Source organism: Mycolicibacterium sp. XJ662, from assembly GCF_053484035.1.
Window position 1 is genome coordinate 629,386 of sequence record NZ_JBEFTL010000002.1, and the last position, 17,426, is coordinate 646,811.

Genomic DNA, 17,426 nt, shown 5'->3' on the forward strand with positions numbered 1-17,426 from the left:
CGCTGTCACAAACGTAAATAATTGCGGTTTCCCACAATTCATAGGGAAACACCCGATTCCATTTCGGCGGGGAATCGCTACGGTCCACAGGTATGGAGGCGGCAGATGAAACCGCGTGCTTCTTGGCGGAGTGGTACCTGCCTGAGCTGACCGAGGAATCCGTCAACGAAATGGTGGCCCGGCTCGACGCGGCCGCCGCCAGCGCCACGAGCGAGGGCACGCCGGCCCGCCTCTTGGTGACCCTCTCCGTTCCCGCCGACGAAGTGCTCTACGGCGTGTTCTGCAGCGACTCCCCGGAGATCGTCTCGCGGGTCTGCAACGCGGCCGGCGCCCCACACCAGCGGCTGTCCACCCGGGTGGGCACCCGGATCCGAAAGCAACATTCCTGACGTTGCCAGGGCGGCCTCATGGGGCATACCACCACTAGCCGTTATAGGCTCGGTTTGCTGTCGGCGAGGGGTGGTCAATGGCTTCCGGCGTTATCGAACGTCCGGCTGAATATCGGGTGGTGTCGGATTTCCTCCGATCCGCCGCGATGCGCCCGTCGGGTCTGGTCCTCGAGGGCGAGACGGGCGTCGGCAAGACCACGCTGTGGTTCGCCGGGGTCGACGATGCGCGCGAGCGCGGCTTCCGGGTGCTCTGGGCCCGGGTCGGCCCGCAGGAAACCTCGCTCACCTACGCGGCCGTCGCCGACCTGTTCATCGACGTCGATCCGGCGGTGCTCGACTCGCTCCCAGAGGTGCAGCGCAACGCCGTCGACCACGTGCTGCTGCGTGCGAGCGGCACCGGCCCGGCGACGGATCAGGGCGTCATCGCCGCGGCGCTGGTTTCGGCCATCGAGCAAACGTCACGTGACGAACCGGTCCTGGTGGCGATCGACGACGTGCAATGGCTCGATCCGTCCAGCCGGGCGGTCCTCGCGGCTGCCGCCCGACGGTGGTCGGGACCGATCGGGCTGCTGCTCACCGAGCGCACCGAGCACGACGGCCGCGAAGCGACCAGTTGGTTGCAGTTGGCCACTGCCGACGGCATGGTTCGGCACCGCGTCGGAGCGTTGAGCCTGGGCGCGTTGCATGCGCTGCTCTTTGCGCGACTCGGCCGTGCGCTCCCCCGCCCGACGTTGGTGCGGATCGCCGAGGTCTCCGGCGGAAACCCGTTCTACGCACTGGAACTGGCGCGTGCGGTCGAGTCGGGCAGATCGTCGTCAGAGCTGCCACCGACGCTCGCGGAGTTGATGCGACAACGGATCGGACACCTCGACGATGAGGCGAAGACGCTGCTGCTGGCCGCCGCATCGTCGGCGGGACCCACCGTCGATTCCCTTGCCGAGATCACCCGCACCGACCGGCAACACACCCTGCAGCTGCTCAAAGAGGCAGAAGCCAAGGGCCTGCTCCACATCGACGGTGATGCCGTCCAATTCGCCCACCCGCTGTTGGCGCAGACCGTGTACTCCGACGCCACGCGACGCGAACGCCGGGCCATGCACCGACGCCTCGCGGAGGTGGTGACGCTGCCCGAAGCGAGGGCCCGACACATGGCGCTGGCGGCCTCGCGTGCGGACGCCGCCACGCTGGCGGCCCTCGATGAGGCCGCTGGCGCCGCCCGTGCGCGCGGTGCCCCCGGCGCCGCCGCCGAGTTGATCGAGCTGGCGATCGGGCTCGGCGGGGACACCTCGATCCGCCGAATCCGTGCCGCCGAGCACTATCTGCACGCCGGCGACCTGGAGCGCGCCCAACGGCTGCTGGACACGCTGATGGCACGCAACCCGCAAGGTACGGACAAAGCCATGGCGCTGAACCTGTTGGCCGCCATGCGGATCCACGACAGCCGCTTCGACGACGCAGTCTTACGGCTCGAGAAGGCGCTGCGCACCGCCGACTGCAGTTCTGACGTGCGGGTTCGCACGCTGCTGCTGCTGTCGCACGCCCGGCTAAACGCCGGCGATTTCGTAACAGCGCTACAGAACGCCGAGCGCGCCGTCACCCACGCCGAAGAGATCGACGATCCCGACCTGACCAGCCAAGCCCTGTCGCTGCGGACCACGATCGGCTGCATGTGCGGACGCGGTGTCGACCTTCCGAGCCTTCGGCGCGCACTGACCCTGGAACGGCCCGACAGCGAGGCCCCAATCGCCTTCCGCGCCAGCGCCAACAACGCATTGTTGCTGGCGTGGACCGGCCAATTGGACGAAGCCGGTGAGCATTTGGCCGCGGTGTACCGACGCTGCGCCGAGCGCGGCGCAGAGACGGACCTGACCTTCATCGCCGTGGTGATCGCGCTGACCGAGGTATGGCGCGGCCGGTACGACGAAGCGGCGCAGGTGGCCGAGGAGACGGCGCAGCGTGCCCAACAGCTCGGCGGCGACCAGTTGTGCGTTGTCGCCAAGGCCGTGCAATCACTCATCAGCGCACACCAGGGCAAGGTCTCGGAGACCCGCGAGAACGCCCGTGACGCAATCGGTTTGGCCCACCAATGCGGGTCGCCCAATCTGGCGTACTGGGCGTCGGTCAGCCTGGGCTTTCTCGAGGTCTCGCTCGGCAATTACCAAGACTCGGCGAGAATTCTGCAGCCGATGGTGGACTGCTTCCCTTCGGTCTCGGGCACCGAGATCATCAACGTGGCATGCGTTTCCGACGCGGTCGAAGCGCTCACCGCGCTGGGCCGCCACGCCGAAGCAGAGCCCATGGTTGACGCGCTGGAGACCAACGGGCAGGTGCTCGACCGGCCGTGGATGTTGGCCACCGGGGCCAGGTGTCGGAGCTTGTTGTCGGCCGCACATGGCGAAATCGAAGCGGCCGTGTCCAAGGCGGAAGAGGCCTTAGCACACCATGACCGGCTGCCGATGCCGTTTGAGCGCGCCCGCACGCTGCTGCTTCTCGGCCAGCTGCAACGCCGGCGACGAAAGAAAGATGTTGCGCGCGCGCTGGTCACGGAGTCGCTGCAGGTTTTCGAAGCCGTGGGGGCGCCGCTGTGGGCGGACCGGGCGCGCGCCGAATTGGACCGCGGCGGCCGTCCCACCCGCGGCGATTGGGGCCTCACGGCCTCCGAGCGCCGGGTCGCCGAATTGGCGGCAACCGGTATGACAACGCGGGAAGTCGCCACGGCGTTGTTCATCAGCCCGAAGACCGTGGAAGCCAACCTCGCCCGCGTCTACCGCAAGCTCGACATCAACACTCGGGCCGAACTCGGCCGCAGATTTAGCCAGGAGCAACGGTAGCTAGAACGATGCTGTCGAAAGCAAATTTGCAGGTCCGTCAAGTTTTTTGCAGGGCGACGGATGTACCGAGTCCGCCAGTAACCGCGGTGTCGGCCAGAAAGCATCCGTGTTCTGCACTTTCCTATTGACACATCGTGTTAAGGTCTGGCACGCTAGCAAACAGTCTCAATTCAAGAGCTTTGGGGGAAAAATGAGCGGGGTCATCACTAAGTTCCAGACGGGCGTTGCCGCCGTTGCAGTCGCAGCAGCAGCCACCGTCGTCCCAGCCACGATGGCGCAGGCCGCCCCTGAGGTGCCCGTGCCGGCCGCGCCGGTTGTCCAGACGCTCGACTTCGCTCCGCTGCAACCACAGCCGATCGAACTCGACGAGCCGCGGACCTGGTTCCAGAACTCCCTGTGGTGGTTCGGTTCCTCTAACCCGAACCCGCCGTCCAACGAGCGGACGTGGTTCAGCTTCAACCCGTTCACCCTGATTCCCAGCTTCCTGCGGCCGTTCTTCGGCTGGATGGGTAATTTGAACTTCCAGGCGTGCTTCGCGGGTATCAGCGCCAAGATCGGCCCGTACGGTTCGTTCAGCGTCACTGTCGGTAGGCGCTGCTAAGTTCCGTCGTTCGTTATCTCGTAATCGGCTGTCGGTACGTGTCGGTCTGAGGTAACTTCGTCGTTGCCTAAATCGGGGCGTACCGCCTCAGCCGAGTACGGGGGTTAACTTCTGCGTGCAAATTCCGCGAAATCCGTTTCGACGCGAGTCGAACGGTGACAACGACGATTCTGCGCATACAAATGAAGGTGACCACGAAGCGGACCGGCCGGAGTTCCTGAAGCGGCGGAGCACGCTGATTGCCGGTGTGGTGCTCCTGGCCGTCGTGGCGTTCGGGGCTTGGCTGGCGTACGGAGCCTTCCAAGCGCGGTCGAACCTCGAAGCCGCCCGCAGCGCTGCTCAAGAGGCACGGGAAGCGCTGCTGAAAGGCGACGCTGAGGAGACCACCCAATGGGTCGACAAGGCCACGGCGCACGCCAAAGACGCACAGGACGCGACCCATTCGCTTCCGTGGAATATCGCCGCGACCGTACCGTGGCTCGGGAGCCCGTTCAAGACTGGGCAGCAGATCTCTGACGTAGTGGTCGGCCTAGCCGCCGATGTGTTACAGCCCTCCGCCGATGTGGCAGAAGCACTCTCGCCGGACCGGTTGCTTCAGGACGGCACGGTCAACGTCCAGTTGCTCCGTGATTCTGCGCCACGATTGAGCGAGATCTCGGCTTCCGCCGCAGAACTGGGCGAGCAAGCAGACGCGATTTCACAGCCCGCTTACTTCTCTGCCATGCGCGATGCTCGCACGCAGCTGCAGTCGCAGACGTCAGACGTGACAGGCCTGCTGGAAAATACGGATCTTGCAGCGCGTCTTGCCCCGGGGATGATGGGTGCCGATGGTCCCCGGACTTACTTCATGGCATTTCAAACCAATGCCGAAGCCCGAGGCACCGGTGGCCTGCTTGGCGGATTCGGCATCCTCCGGTTCGACAACGGGAAGCCGACCGTGGACAAGCTGGCACCGAATACTGAACTTCGAGCAGCCTCCACGTCCATTGATCTGGGCCCGACGTTCGACCAGCAGTGGGGATGGGCTAATGCATACACCGACTTCCGCAACAGCAATATGAGCCCACACTTCCCATACGCGGCCCAGATTTGGAGGTCGATGTGGGCGGAGGAATCGGGCATGAACGTCGACGGCGTGATCGCTATCGACCCCGTCGCGCTCAGCTACATCCTCCGTGCTGTCGGGCCCGTGACCATGCCGGATGGCGAGAGAATCACGGCGGATAATGTTGTCGAGTTGACGGAATCCACTGTATACGAGCGCTTTCCAACCGATCAGACCGCGCGCAAGCAGTACCTCCAGGACGTTGCGAGCGAAGTCGTGAACAAGATAACGGGCCGAGTGGAGTCGCCACGCAAGCTGCTCGACGCCCTCGGCAAGGCGACCAGTCAACGCCGCATCGCGGTGTGGAGTGCGTCGCCAGAGGAACAAGCGCTTCTCGAAGAGACGCCGCTGGCACATGTGGTACCCGACGATGATGCACCTTACGCCGAGGTGGTGATCAACAACCTCGGCGGAAACAAGATGGACTATTACTTAACGCGGCAGATCGAGTACGCGGCCGACGGATGCGACGGCGAAACCCGAAAATCCACCATCACAGTCCGTTTGGCGAATACTGCACCGGATGGTCCGCTGCCGGATTATGTGGCAAGCAGCGGCGGCATCGTGGAGGCAGCTCAGGCGCCGCTTAACGCACCGCGCGGTGCCATGTTGACCTCGGTGACGCTGGTCGCCACAAAGGGCGCCGAGTTGGCGGGCGCCATCGCCAACGGCCAGAACGTGCCGGTTTCACGCGGTATGGAACGCGGCCACCCCATGTTTGAAATGCAAGTTGGCATACCGCGCGGAGAATCCGGCGAAATAAAGTTCCTCCTTAGCGAGCCGACTTCGCCGGGCGCGCCCCGGGTGCCGATACAGCCGTTGATCGACGATGTTACTCCCAAAGTGTCGGTGCCCGAGTGCTCGCATTGATCAGGAAACGCACGCCGACCCTACAACTAGGCGCCCAGAATTGTCTTTGCTGCGCACCTTACTTTGGTCATGGTGCAGGCGACGGCAGCGGTAGACTTCGGCGAATCGCGGCGTCGCTTACCGGTGCACGCGAAGGGGTACAAACGGGGATTAGGGACTTGCGTTGACCATTCAGGATTATGTACGAATTCTGCGCGCTCGGTGGGTCGTCGTCTGCAGCATGATCGTGCTCGGGCTTCTAGGAGCTGTTGCGGTCAACTTGCTCACGACTCCTCTGTACGAGGCATCGACGAGACTCTTCGTTTCCACCACTGCCGGCACGTCCGCCTCGGAGATATATCAGGGCAATCGGTTCTCCCAGGAGCGAGTGGTTTCGTATACCGAGATACTTAAGGGGCACACGCTGGCTCAGCGGACTATCGACAAACTGGATTTGGACACCAGCGCCAGCGATCTACAAGCGCGTGTTGAAGCGACGTCCAAGCCCGACACGGTTCTGATTAATGTCAGTGTCGTCGATCCATCACCGGTACGGGCTCGCGACATTGCGGACGCACTATCCGACGAGTTTGTCGCTATGGTGCGGGAGTTGGAGACTCCGCCGGACGGGACTTCACCCGATGCCCGAGTCGTCGTTGAACAGCGTGCGTCGATTCCCTCTGAACCCGTCGTTCCTAAAAGCAAGCGAAACATCGCGATCGGCCCAACTCTCGGCCTGTTGGCGGGTATCGCTCTCGCAATTCTTCTCGATCTCATGGACAACACAGTGAAGAGCCGAGAGACGATCGAAGACGTCTCTGGTGTCGGGCTTGTTGGCAGTATCCCGTTCGATAAGGACCGCCGCAACGAACCGGCGATTTTCTTCGAGAATGACAACTCTGCAATCGCGGAGAGCTTCCGGAAGCTTCGAACCAACCTGAAGTTCCTTGCAGTCGACAATCCGCCACGTGTGATCGTGGTAACGAGCGCGTTGGCAGGCGAGGGCAAGTCCACAACTGCCGTCAATATCGCGTTTGCGCTGGCGGAAGACGAGCACAACGTAGTAATCGTCGATGGTGATCTACGCCGACCGCGACTAGACAAATACCTCGATCTGGTGGGCACCGTCGGATTCAGTTCCGTGCTGGCGGGCAGCGTCTCACTCGATGATGTAGTCCAGAAAACTAGGTTTCCGGGGCTGTCCGTCGTTACTTCAGGCCCGATTCCTCCCAATCCGAGCGAACTCCTCGGCTCGCAAGCAGCGAAGAAGGCGCTCGATGAACTACGGGTCCACTTCGACTATGTCGTGGTGGATTCCCCTCCACTCCTAGCGGTGACGGACGCCGCCGTTCTAGCAACCAACGCCGACGGTGTGTTGATGATTTCACGCTTCGGCCAGACCAAACGCGACCAACTCGCGCATGCGGTCGAAAACCTGAAGAGTGTCGGAGCAACACTGCTCGGTGCGGTATTGGCCATGACGCCGGCTCGAGGCAATTCCTCATACAACTACAACTACTACGGCGACCGCAAAGTGGAGACCGGCAAGCTTGGCCGGGCCGCTACTCGGTGGCGCAAATAGAGAAGTAGTGGCGGTCGCAACCCGTGATAAGAGTCGTCCACCTTGCTGAACCCAGGAACGGCGGCGTGCCGTCGGTGATGGCCTCCATCGCCATCGCACAGTCTGCAGCAGGTATGAACGTCACAGTCCTGGGGCACCCAGAATCCGACCAACGCGATCGCCTCATCGGCAGCGGTGTGACCTATGTTGACACCCGGTTCACCGCATGGGGAAGGCTTCCCGCCAATATTCGCCTTATACGCTGTCAAGCGCGAAGGGCGGATCTTCTCCACTTTCATAGCTCCCGGGCTGGCCTATTCCGTATCTTATTCTTACTCTCTAAACGCTCGCCGGTGATTGAGTTTTCCCCCCATGGTTGGGGTTGGCTCGCCGCACCACGTTTTGCCCGTAGGGCATACGCCATGGTTGAGCGATTGCTGGCTGTGACTACCGACCGGTTCCACGTCCTTGGAACTCTTGAACTCGAGGAGGGCCATCGACGCCTCGGCTTGCCCGAATCCAGATGTACGCAGATTGGCAACGGCGTGGACACGAAGCAATTTGCGCCGACACTCGACGACACCTTCTCCCCACGAGGAGGAGGTGTCGAGATTCTCTGCGTCGGTCGACTGTGCCGTCAGAAGGGGCAAGATCTTTTAATCCGGGCCGCAAGTCAATTGCCTGACAGTCCCTGCAGTGTCACGCTGACGCTAATTGGTTCCGGGCGTAGCGAACAGGAGTTGCGGCGCCTTGCATCCGAGCTGAACGTCGAGGTGGACTTTTTGGGCAATCTCACCAACCTCGTGGACCATTATCGCCGCGCCGATATTGTAGTGCTGCCGAGCCGATGGGAAGGTGTCCCGTTGGTCGCACTTGAGGCAATTTCGTGCGGTTGCGCGCTGTTGCTCACAGAACCGGCGGCCGACCCACAACTTCGGGAGTGGGCAATGACATGCGAGCCCAGCGTAGAAGGAATTGCCGCGGCGATTGCCACCCTTGTGAACGATGTGTCCGCGAGGCAGAGACTGCGCGCGCGGGCAGGGCAAGCTCGAACCCACATTGACGAGCAGGTCGTACTTGATGCCCACGTGAATCTTGTCAGGACTCTTGTTGCGGCGACATCGTGAGTCGAATGGCGGTTCGTGAGCACCGTAGGACCGAAGGCGTTTTGGGTCGCCGCACTTTTCTGCTCGCCGTTGCGCTTATTGCGGTTCAACCTACGCTTTCGCGGGGGAACGCTCCGCTGGTGGCCATTTCCGATGTCCTTCTCGCAACCACGTTAATCATCAATCTCAGATCAGTTCCAAGGTTGCCACGCTCCGCCCAGGTTCCAGTCGCACTCATGGGTGTTGCCTTAATCCTCGGTTGGTTCGTCACAGTATCCCGGAGTGACGATATGATTCCATGGGCAACTATTCGTTTGGTCGGCTACGGGGTAACAGTATTTTACCTTGTCTTCGCATTTCACTATGGGAAAGACCCCGAGTTTATCCAGCAGGCAGTTCGATGTTTCGTTTATGTGACATTGTTTGTCAACTTGCTGCTACTTAGCGGAATGCCGACGAAGGTTCAAGCCCTGACCATATTCCCAGAAAAGTGGCCTTCGCGTTTGTCGGGCGGCCTGTATGACCCCAACGCGAATGGCACCGCGCTTGCCTGTTGCCTATTGCTTGTCGGGTTTGGCGGGGCAGTAGCTGGCAGGCGACTTATGGTTCGCGGAGCAGTATTTCTTGCGCTGGCCCTTTGCCTTACACTGACCTACTCGCGGGGTGCACTGGTATCGTTAGCCGTCGCGGCCATGGCTGTTTCAGTAATTGCGCTTCGCCGACGGCCGTCCATTATTGCTGCCTCATTATTCGTGGCTGCGATCGTTTATATTCTCCTCGACTATTTCGGCGTTATTGCTAATGCAATTACGGAGTTTGAGGTTAGGCCTGAGAGTTCGTTCGACAACCGGGTGTTCTATATCCAAGATGCAATACGCGCGTTCGAGGAGAATCCCTTCTTAGGTGCTGGGCTCGGGGCTGCAACGGATCGAAACGGCGCCGTGGTACACGCATCACTTTTTTGGCTTCTAGGAGACGTCGGGCTCCTCGGCTTTATTGGTTGTGTTCTTTTTCTGTTCCTGAACCTGAGAACTGCGACCATCCTTACCCTTATGAACCGAGGTTTAGGCATCGCCGGTGCACTCATTGCCATGGTTGTATCGTCTTTTAGCTTCGAGGCTCTTTATCAACGTCATTGGTGGATCCTTTTAGGTTTTGGTATTGCGTTGGCGCGCAACCGCATTGAGAGGGATGAATGAGGCCGATTTTCGTCGGAGGAGCGGCACGGTCGGGGACAACCGTATTCGCGGCCCGACTTGGTGAACGGCTCGGTTATGCAGTGCTCCCCGAAGCCTATTTTCTGGCGCCTTCGGTTCTCAACAGCTTCGCTGGGGGATCCTTCACGGGGCTGCAGCCGTCGTGGCGGCTCCGGACGTGGGAACTGAGTGACGCCGACTTTGCTTGGATCCAGTCTGCTCGATCCGTTTCTCAAGCATGGTCGCGGGCGCTATCAGCGCGAGGGGTTGCCGATACTGATCCGTGGATCGAGCATAGTCCGCATAATTTGCGATACTGCGGATCGCTGCTCAAAGCTTTTCCCGACGCGAAGTTCGTACACTTGGTCCGAGACGGCCGTGCCGTCGGTGCTTCTCTGCGCCGCACCGACTTTGGCCCCTATACATCTGCCGCAATCGCTCGCTGGTGGACGGAGTCCGTCGCTGTCGGCCTCGCAGCGCATCGCGCCTTTCCGAATCAAGTCCGCCAGGTCACCTTCGAGCACTTCCTGACAGAGCCGGACCGCGTGTTAGACGACCTGGTCAAGAGTTTCGGTCTCCAGACTCGTGGCGCTCCAGAAGTTAAGCCTTCTTCTTTTGTTCACTCATATACCCGCCAACACCACCGACTCGTCGATGGCGAGCTGAGGACTGATCGACTCGACGGATGGCAGGCAGACGTCTCACCTCGATGGGTCAAACGTTTTGAACAAATAGCCGGGCCCCTATTAGAGGGCTTCGGCTATCGCCTCCACTACCCCGCTCAGGTTGCTCCGACACAGGTCGCGCGCGTTCTTGACCCGATTCTTGACGGCGCAATTCAGCTTGGACTAAAGGCACCCCGGCGTCGTTTTCGTCGATGGAAATATGCGCGCTAGAGGGTCGATTCCCGAAGGACCACACCAGAGATCAACGCTGCTCGTACTGGTCGATCAGGCTCTCTCAAGCGGCACAAACTTCGCGCCGGTGGTTCTCGCGGTCCACGCGTCACAGGGCAGTGAATTTGCCACGGCAGGGATAGTTCTCGTCATCCTTCGCCTGAACATCGGGATCTCGCGCAGTTGGTCGGCGGAGGCATCTTTGACCTATGCCGGTGAGATCACTCGTCCTGGCGAAGAGATCGGTAGATCGGCAAGAATCGCGGGACCATGTGCACTCAGCCTTTCGCTCATCGGCCTGATCCTGCTGTACGCCGGCAACACACTCTCGATCGAAGTGGCGCTGCTGCTAGTTACTGCCGGCGTGTCGATGAGCGTTGGTGAAGCGGCCCGATCGACGGCACTCCTGTGTCAACGGGTTGGGACGGCGCTCTGGTACGATTCGGTTTGGCTGATTGTGTCAGCGTCCCTTTATTTTGTATTGAGTCCACGGACGCCTATCGCCATCTTAATGCTGTGGAATATTGGTTCAATGGCTGCACTGGTTGTCTTCGGACGTTACTTGGTGCAGCGATGCGATTCTCCCGGCCCATCAATGCGACAGCGTCTCGGCATCGCTGCTGACGCAGTGGCTGACCGGGGTGCGAGTCAAGTCGCCACCCTGGTTTTAGCGTTCGGGCTTCGTCCTGAACTGTCGGCCGGATTCACCGCGGCACGAAATCTGTTGGGACCCCTCAACCCAATCGCGCTCTCACTTTTCAATCTCACATTCCCGCGTAGCAGGCGATCAGATGCAATTGGGCGCGGGCGTTTGCTTGTGCGCAACCTCGTCGTGATCTTCGTTGCTGTCACCGCACTGTGTCTGGTACTCATGGCACTGCCGACAGCGCTCATGACTTCGGCAGTCGGGGAAACGTGGTCGACCGCCGCGCAATTTCTCATCCCAGTATCACTGTCCTATATGGGAATGCTGTTCGTTCAAACGTCGTCCGCTGTGGGACGCGGGGCAGGATTGGGGCAGGAGGTCCGCCGGAGCCGCTTCCTGGCGGCACTTCTTGGTTTGGTGCCGAGTACGCTGATCTTCACGTCGCTATTACCCGGTATGGCGGTAGTGTTTGTCGCTTCGGCCATTGCGCTCGCGGGATCAATTCAGTTTGCTCTCATTGTTCTGAGGAAGGTGACCTTGAAAGGTTCAACTGACAAATGAAGATCGGAATCGCCAGTGGCTTCTGGAGCCAGAACATCGGAAACGCGTTCTTCCAGTTAGGCGGCGCGCACATGCTGCGTCGTGCAGTACCGGGTGTCGAAGTCGTCCGCGTGCCCGACGCTGCGGGGAACTGGACTCTGCGCAACAAGGCCACCGGCAACCCTAAGCAGGCATTCGACCTCACCGCACACGTGAGTGGCTTGGATTACCTAGTGATACAGGGGCCGTCCCTGACCTGGTACGTAGACCAATTCTGGAATTCCACAATCCGCGACTTACGAAGAAACGGCACCCGGATAATTCTGAATGGTATTGCATTCTACCGGTTCGACAAGCGAGAAATTGACGCAACGTCGAGGTTTTTGGCCGCCGCCGACCCAGTGTGCATCATAACCCGCGACAGCCGCTCGTACGAGCAGCTGCGCTCAATGCAGGGGGTCGGCGACACGCTTTTTGACGGCATTGATTCTGCATTTTGGACGCCCTTCGAGACAGTACCGGACCTAAGCGTGGAACCGTTCGTATGCGTCACCTTCGACCGTTATGTCGAACCACGATGGTGCCAGAACGATCAATCCGAAGGGTCTCGGATTACTTTGCCAAATGGCCGGAGGCTCGCTTGGTCGACAGACCACAAGCTCAACCGGATTGCTTCGCGCGGTAAGGGCGTCGCCTATGTTTCGGCTGTGGTAGATCGCTTTAAGCGGCGTCCGTCCGAGTTGGGTGGGTACACGGTGGTTCGGCCGGAGCATCGAAGCAATCCTCCTATGCACTGGAAATCCTATGGAAGTCCAAACGGTTACATGGCGGACGAACCGTGGAGTTATCTGGCACTGTACAAGTCCGCCGAGGCGACGTTGTCGGACAGAGTCCATGCGTGCGTTGCTGCAATGGCGCACGGACGCCCTGCGATGCTCTTCAACTCGTCGCCGCGCGGCAGCCTAGTTGAACGCGTCGCGGGCACATCGATCCGCTCAGAACTGGTTCAAGTGCCACTTGAAAAACTCGACGCGCTACGAGCCGACCAAGAGAGCTTTATAGCCAACATCCTTTAATGTCCGTCTGCGGTGACGTTGCCCTTTACGGCGGGCACCTGACTGGTGGGCTGCTGATATGCCTGAAGTTTGAGCATTTCGCTTAGTACCTGGGGTTAAATCCGAGATCGGTGAACCACCCCTGGTTTGATGCGCACCTTCTTTCGGGGGAAGGTTGTTTGCATCATGCCGAGTAAGTACGTCGATGAGTTCGAGGTCCGCGCGGTGCGGTTGGTGATCGACCATGGTGAGGAGTACGACACCCGCACGACCTGCATCACTGCGGTGGCCAAGCGGTTGGGAGTGTCCTACGAGTCGCTGCGCCGCTGGGTAACCAGTCCGAGGTGGACACCGGGGTCCGGGACGAGGTGCCCACCGACACCACGCGCGGGTTTGCGTGAGCTTAAGCGTAAGAACCGCGAGCTTGAGGAAACCATCGAAATCCTGAAGGCGGCAACAAGTTTCTTCGTGCGGGAGAGCGAACCGCGATACCGCTGATCTGTGCGTTCATCGCCGAGCACCGTGCTCGGTTCGGGGCCGCTCCGATCTGCCGCGTGCTCACTGAGCATGGTTGCAAGATGGTCACGAGAACGTTCTACGCCTGGTTGTTGAGCCGACCGCCTTCGGCGCGGGCCCTGTGGGACACCGTCCTCACCAAGGTGTTGGCCGGCTACTACGAGCCAGACGAGCACGGCCAGCGCAAACCGGAATCGCTCTATGGTGCTGGCGGGTCGCCAGACGATTGATCGTCGGGACTTAATTGACCAAGATTCGAACTAGCAATCGTTATGTAGTCGGCAACCTTTGAAATTACCGGGGCGCCTGTAGCCGGGTCATTTGGAACAAGATTTGGCCGTCCTCCATCGGCTGCAGCCACACGAAGTCCTAATTCGGGGTGATTTGCAAGTTTCGATTGCCAAATTTCCAGCGTCATGGCGTTGCCCCGACTATCCGCTTGCACCTCCGGGTCAAACGGTGAGTTTGGATCAAGAAAGCCATATGGCGCACCGTCGAAATCTCGATGGTCCCGTAAGTCGACACGATGAACAGATAGTGCCCCGGGAGATGCACGCCCCTTAATCGAATTCAATATCTGGATCAACTTCGATGGCGCGATATGTTCTAGAACGCTAATCGACCAGATAAAATCGAATATCGGCAAACCCTCGGCGTTAGCAATAACATCAAGGGGCGCGATGTAGCTGAACGGGATTTCGTCGAAAGATATGCCGGTCCGAGATGCCGCGATATTCTTTAGTATCTGCACACGTGCGTTCCAGTCACAATCAGGTTCGATCTCTCTGAGTAGGTCACACACAATAGTAAAGTCAGCCCTGGCTAACCCTAGGTGCATAGCCCGTAGGTTAGCGATGTTATTGTAATCGACCGCGACAACAGATCGCGCTCCAAGCAACCACATTGAAATGGCATCCATCGGAACATATCCCGCACCGAAGTCGATGCAAATCCGGCCGCTGAGCAATCGTGCCGCGTCGTAACCCAATACATCGACCATCTGTTGCAATGAGAGGTCCAGCCGCTTCTTTCCTAAGGCATCTTTCCGAGCTGTCAGGGGGTCCAGAACACTAATGGAGTGACCGTTCGACCGAAATGTCTGCTTCAGCGCATGGCGGGCAGACGGTGGTAGTTTAAGGTACAATCGGTGTATAAGCATATTTCACTAGGCCCCGTGTTTGGTCGACGAATACAGTGAGTCTCGAAGATCGCAAACTCACCCCCTCGACATCATCGCTTTAGCCGCATCGTTCGATTAGCTTTAAATGATCGAACTTATCTTCCGCGGTAAAAGATGACCTCACGAAACGTCCGCAAAATGATCTTGATATCGAGCCAAAGTGACCAGTTCTCAATGTAGAAGTTGTCGTATCGCGCACGGTCGGCGATGGAAGTATCGCCCCTGAGTCCGCTAACCTGAGCGAAACCGGTGAGTCCCACCTGCACTCGGTGGCGGTGCGCGTATCTATCGAACTGTGTTGAGAACTGCTCGACAAAGTGCGGCCGTTCTGGTCTTGGCCCCACCAGCGTCATATCACCTCGCAGTATGTTCCACAGCTGCGGCAGCTCGTCGATCGAGGTGCAGCGAAGGAACCGGCCTACGGGGCCTACTCGATTATCGGTAGCCACACACCACTTGGTCTGCGACTCAAAATCGTTCGCCGGCCGCATCGACCGGAATTTCAGCAGCTCAAAGTGCTTGCCTTCGCGGCCCACTCTAATTTGTCGAAAGATGACGCCGGGCCCGCCCTCAACCCGAACCGCCAGCGCGGCGAGAGTCAAGACGGGCAGCAAGATGATAAGCGCCATGACCGAAACTACGATGTCAAAGGCGCGCTTGATGATCCGCGCGGGTCCATGAAGATTAGGTCTGCGGACCCGCATGATCGGAATGGAACCAATGTGGTCAGCCGTTCCCGTAACGGTGTGAAAGTGGTGCATACGTGGGACGACAAGTAGCTGTGCATCCTGACATATCTCTGTACCTACGGCTTCGATCAACGCGCGTTCATCGAAGCTGCCATCTGCTACGAGCAAGGTGTCTGCACGGCTCAATCGAACTGCCGTGTCCAAATCAGCCAGTCGCCCGAGTCGCGGCAGATATTCAGACGCCAAACACCCATCACCATCATCGACAAAGCCAACCGCCTTGAGTCCATACTCATCGTGTTGGCCAAGGATTCTGGCGAGCTCAGTGGCGACAGGACCGCCACCGATCAGGACCGTCTTGCGTCTAGAGATGCCATTTTGGCGGCCAAAACTGATGAGCCGGGTGACGATGACGCGACCAACGACAACTAGAAGCGCCGCCTGAAGGGCTGTCTCAAGAAAGGTCAACACCTGCGCCTTCTGATGCAGATGCAGGATTATGGCAGACACCGCTGCGATAGCAGTTAGCACGCGAGTGATGATGTGCGGCAACTCATCTAACACGCTGAGATGTAGCCGGGCTACGTACCGCCCACCTCCTGCCAAGAGGATTGTCGTGAGGATGGCGAACGCCAACATCGACTTTGGTTGTGGTGGACGCCATAGGAGAGGAGTCAGTAGTAGCGCAAAATCAACAATCGGCACCACCATCCACGCGCGAAGGTGACTGAGGCGCGATACAACTGACGGCTCAGCGTCGGCGACTGTATTGGAACCTTCCTCGGCGAGCGGAGTCGCCGGGCCAAGCGCACCAGGGTCCCTAAGCCACGTGAGACTTTCAGTACTGTCGCTTTTGTATAGTCGGTCGTTCTCAGTCAGACTGCTCCCGACTTGGTGCTCGCCGACTACCGCCTTCCAAATAGTCTTCGACTGAATTGGCTCGACAGCGGTCATGACTGTACCCCCCCAGTCGCCGCACAACTCCTGCAATCGCCCCCGCGCGCAGGCATCCGCCCACGATTCATGCTATACCCCCAAGTAGCCGTCTGGTGACGGCTGTGTCGCTGAGAACTCCGGCTCCCGATGCCGACTCGCGGCCTGCGTTGTGGTTACAACGCGCCTCCCGGTCGCTCTCCACTAGACGACAGCATATTAACTGAAGGAGTCCTGGGGAATCAGGGATTTCCCTATGTTTCTTGCAGCCGGGGAAATTAACTACGAAGTCAGTGCGACAACATTGCTGTTGGCGACCGAACTGAAGCTGGCATAGCCGGATCGACGGCGTTCCCATCAGACGGGCAAATCGACTGCCGGCACCCAACCCATGGCAAAGGATTGAGTTAGCTGCGGGGCGCCATGATATGCCCGTTTACCTCACTGTTAATACTACTTCGCCCACCCTCTAACGGAGCGTGGCAACGGCAACTATGCCATTGCCCAGTGGCATTCAGTAGCTTTGCCGAGTATGTCGCGTAGTGCGTCGATGGGCCCGCGCCTGCTGTGATCGCCTGATAGGCAGAAAGGAACGGCGACATCCGATGCCAAACGCCTCCGACGCTCGCCACACTCTTCGAAGACGTTCTATCTTGGAAGGAGGCCCACGTACGTTCCTCCCATCTGAGTGCCCACCCGTAGCGAACGAGCGCAGCACTCCCGGATACTGATTCCGGTTCATGCCTGCCTGACACCGTGCTGCTTCGAACAAGGAGTTGCTCTGCACATACTGTTCATCTGCACCGGAAACATCTGTCGGTCACCGATTGCAGAACGACTTGCCATTGCCTTCGCTGCGCAGCTGGAGATTCCCGACTTCAACGCATCCAGCGCCGGCATTCGCGCGGTGATCGGACACCCAATCCAACCCGATGCGGCGCTCGTCCTTCAACAACTAGGCGGGGACGCGTCCAACTTCGCCGCGCGGCAGCTCACGTCCAGAATCGCATCAGATGCCGATCTTGTACTCACCATGACTACGGCACACCGCGACGCTGTTCTGGAACTCGCTCCGCGCCAACTCCATAGAACCTTCACACTGAGCGGCGCGGCCCGACTTGTGTCAGAGTTCCACGCGCGAAAGGTCGACGACCTTGCCGCGCTTCGCCCGCACCTGCATGGGGACAAACAGTTGGACATCCCCGACCCGATCGGTCAAAGCGCCGAGTTCCATGCGACGGTCGGGTCACAAATTGCTGAACTCTTGCCGTCGGCCCTCAGCCTTTGCCAGCCCGAATGATCCACGCCGGGCACCGTCGCCGCTGTCATCGCA

The 17,426-nt window shown here is 59.7% G+C and carries 15 protein-coding genes; 13 read left to right on the forward strand and 2 right to left on the reverse strand.

The features are described from left to right. Nucleotides 1-92 precede the first annotated feature (92 nt). From ABQE93_RS10290 to ABQE93_RS10345, 12 genes are all read left to right on the forward strand, one after another. Nucleotides 93-389 carry a hypothetical protein gene (locus ABQE93_RS10290; RefSeq protein ID WP_448406674.1) on the forward strand — a complete coding sequence of 99 codons (297 nt, stop codon included), beginning with the start codon at nt 93-95 and terminating at the stop codon, nt 387-389. Nucleotides 390-466: 77 nt separating this feature from the next. Further along, the gene (locus ABQE93_RS10295; protein WP_448406673.1) at nt 467-3,220 is read left to right on the forward strand and encodes an AAA family ATPase; all 2,754 of its coding nucleotides are present in this window, start codon (nt 467-469) and stop codon (nt 3,218-3,220) included. A gap of 190 nt (nt 3,221-3,410) precedes the next feature. Continuing rightward, a complete protein-coding gene (locus tag ABQE93_RS10300; RefSeq protein ID WP_448406672.1) occupies nt 3,411-3,821 on the forward strand; it encodes a hypothetical protein in 411 nt (136 codons plus the stop codon). Between the two features lie 115 nt (nt 3,822-3,936). Continuing rightward, nucleotides 3,937-5,796, forward strand: a complete 1,860-nt coding sequence (locus tag ABQE93_RS10305; RefSeq protein WP_448406671.1) for a DUF4012 domain-containing protein — start codon at nt 3,937-3,939, stop codon at nt 5,794-5,796. Nucleotides 5,797-5,959: 163 nt separating this feature from the next. Further along, nucleotides 5,960-7,357, forward strand: coding sequence for a tyrosine-protein kinase domain-containing protein (locus tag ABQE93_RS10310; protein WP_448406670.1), 1,398 nt, complete (start codon nt 5,960-5,962; stop codon nt 7,355-7,357). 65 nt (nt 7,358-7,422) lie between these two features. Continuing rightward, entirely contained in the window at nt 7,423-8,463 is a 1,041-nt protein-coding gene (locus ABQE93_RS10315) for a glycosyltransferase family 4 protein (protein WP_448412361.1), read from the forward strand. 5 nt (nt 8,464-8,468) lie between these two features. After that, nucleotides 8,469-9,641: an O-antigen ligase family protein gene (locus ABQE93_RS10320; protein ID WP_448406668.1), complete on the forward strand. Its 1,173-nt coding sequence runs from the start codon at nt 8,469-8,471 to the stop codon at nt 9,639-9,641. After that, on the forward strand, nt 9,638-10,534 hold the full coding sequence (locus ABQE93_RS10325) for a sulfotransferase family protein (protein ID WP_448406667.1): 897 nt from the start codon (nt 9,638-9,640) through the stop codon (nt 10,532-10,534). The genes ABQE93_RS10320 and ABQE93_RS10325 overlap by 4 nt, the downstream gene beginning before the upstream one ends. Nucleotides 10,535-10,622: 88 nt before the next feature. Then, the gene (locus ABQE93_RS10330) at nt 10,623-11,741 is read left to right on the forward strand and encodes an MATE family efflux transporter (RefSeq protein WP_448406666.1); all 1,119 of its coding nucleotides are present in this window, start codon (nt 10,623-10,625) and stop codon (nt 11,739-11,741) included. Next, nucleotides 11,738-12,796 carry a polysaccharide pyruvyl transferase family protein gene (locus ABQE93_RS10335; protein WP_448406665.1) on the forward strand — a complete coding sequence of 353 codons (1,059 nt, stop codon included), beginning with the start codon at nt 11,738-11,740 and terminating at the stop codon, nt 12,794-12,796. The genes ABQE93_RS10330 and ABQE93_RS10335 overlap by 4 nt, the downstream gene beginning before the upstream one ends. A gap of 165 nt (nt 12,797-12,961) precedes the next feature. Beyond that, complete coding sequence (locus ABQE93_RS10340) at nt 12,962-13,273, forward strand: transposase (RefSeq protein ID WP_448406664.1); 312 nt, start codon at nt 12,962-12,964, stop codon at nt 13,271-13,273. 80 nt (nt 13,274-13,353) lie between these two features. Beyond that, nucleotides 13,354-13,521, forward strand: a complete 168-nt coding sequence (locus tag ABQE93_RS10345; RefSeq protein ID WP_448406663.1) for a hypothetical protein — start codon at nt 13,354-13,356, stop codon at nt 13,519-13,521. On the opposite strand, the gene ABQE93_RS10350 is transcribed toward ABQE93_RS10345, so the two are convergent. Together ABQE93_RS10350 and ABQE93_RS10355 are read right to left on the reverse strand one after the other, a co-directional pair. Beyond that, the gene (locus tag ABQE93_RS10350; protein WP_448406662.1) at nt 13,491-14,291 is read right to left on the reverse strand and encodes a hypothetical protein; all 801 of its coding nucleotides are present in this window, start codon (nt 14,289-14,291) and stop codon (nt 13,491-13,493) included. The two genes, ABQE93_RS10345 and ABQE93_RS10350, sit on opposite strands and share 31 nt — an antisense overlap. Before the next feature lie 275 nt (nt 14,292-14,566). Next, on the reverse strand, nt 14,567-15,871 hold the full coding sequence (locus ABQE93_RS10355) for a sugar transferase (RefSeq protein ID WP_448406661.1): 1,305 nt from the start codon (nt 15,869-15,871) through the stop codon (nt 14,567-14,569). Nucleotides 15,872-16,874: 1,003 nt separating this feature from the next. Here ABQE93_RS10355 and ABQE93_RS10360 point away from each other — a divergent pair. Beyond that, nucleotides 16,875-17,393, forward strand: a complete 519-nt coding sequence (locus tag ABQE93_RS10360; RefSeq protein WP_448407243.1) for an arsenate reductase/protein-tyrosine-phosphatase family protein — start codon at nt 16,875-16,877, stop codon at nt 17,391-17,393. The last annotated feature ends 33 nt before the right edge of the window (nt 17,394-17,426 follow it).

Bases quoted from the DNA above. Each gene is read 5' to 3' on its own strand.
- ABQE93_RS10325 (WP_448406667.1), top strand. From the start codon at position 9,638: ATGAGGCCGATTTTCGTCGGAGGAGCGGCACGGTCGGGGACAACCGTA.
- ABQE93_RS10355 (WP_448406661.1), bottom strand. From the start codon at position 15,871: ATGGTGGTGCCGATTGTTGATTTTGCGCTACTACTGACTCCTCTCCTA.
- ABQE93_RS10290 (WP_448406674.1), top strand. From the start codon at position 93: ATGGAGGCGGCAGATGAAACCGCGTGCTTCTTGGCGGAGTGGTACCTG.
- ABQE93_RS10350 (WP_448406662.1), bottom strand. From the start codon at position 14,291: ATGGTCGATGTATTGGGTTACGACGCGGCACGATTGCTCAGCGGCCGG.
- ABQE93_RS10340 (WP_448406664.1), top strand. From the start codon at position 12,962: ATGCCGAGTAAGTACGTCGATGAGTTCGAGGTCCGCGCGGTGCGGTTG.
- ABQE93_RS10320 (WP_448406668.1), top strand. From the start codon at position 8,469: ATGGCGGTTCGTGAGCACCGTAGGACCGAAGGCGTTTTGGGTCGCCGC.
- ABQE93_RS10345 (WP_448406663.1), top strand. From the start codon at position 13,354: ATGGTCACGAGAACGTTCTACGCCTGGTTGTTGAGCCGACCGCCTTCG.
- ABQE93_RS10300 (WP_448406672.1), top strand. From the start codon at position 3,411: ATGAGCGGGGTCATCACTAAGTTCCAGACGGGCGTTGCCGCCGTTGCA.
- ABQE93_RS10295 (WP_448406673.1), top strand. From the start codon at position 467: ATGGCTTCCGGCGTTATCGAACGTCCGGCTGAATATCGGGTGGTGTCG.
- ABQE93_RS10335 (WP_448406665.1), top strand. From the start codon at position 11,738: ATGAAGATCGGAATCGCCAGTGGCTTCTGGAGCCAGAACATCGGAAAC.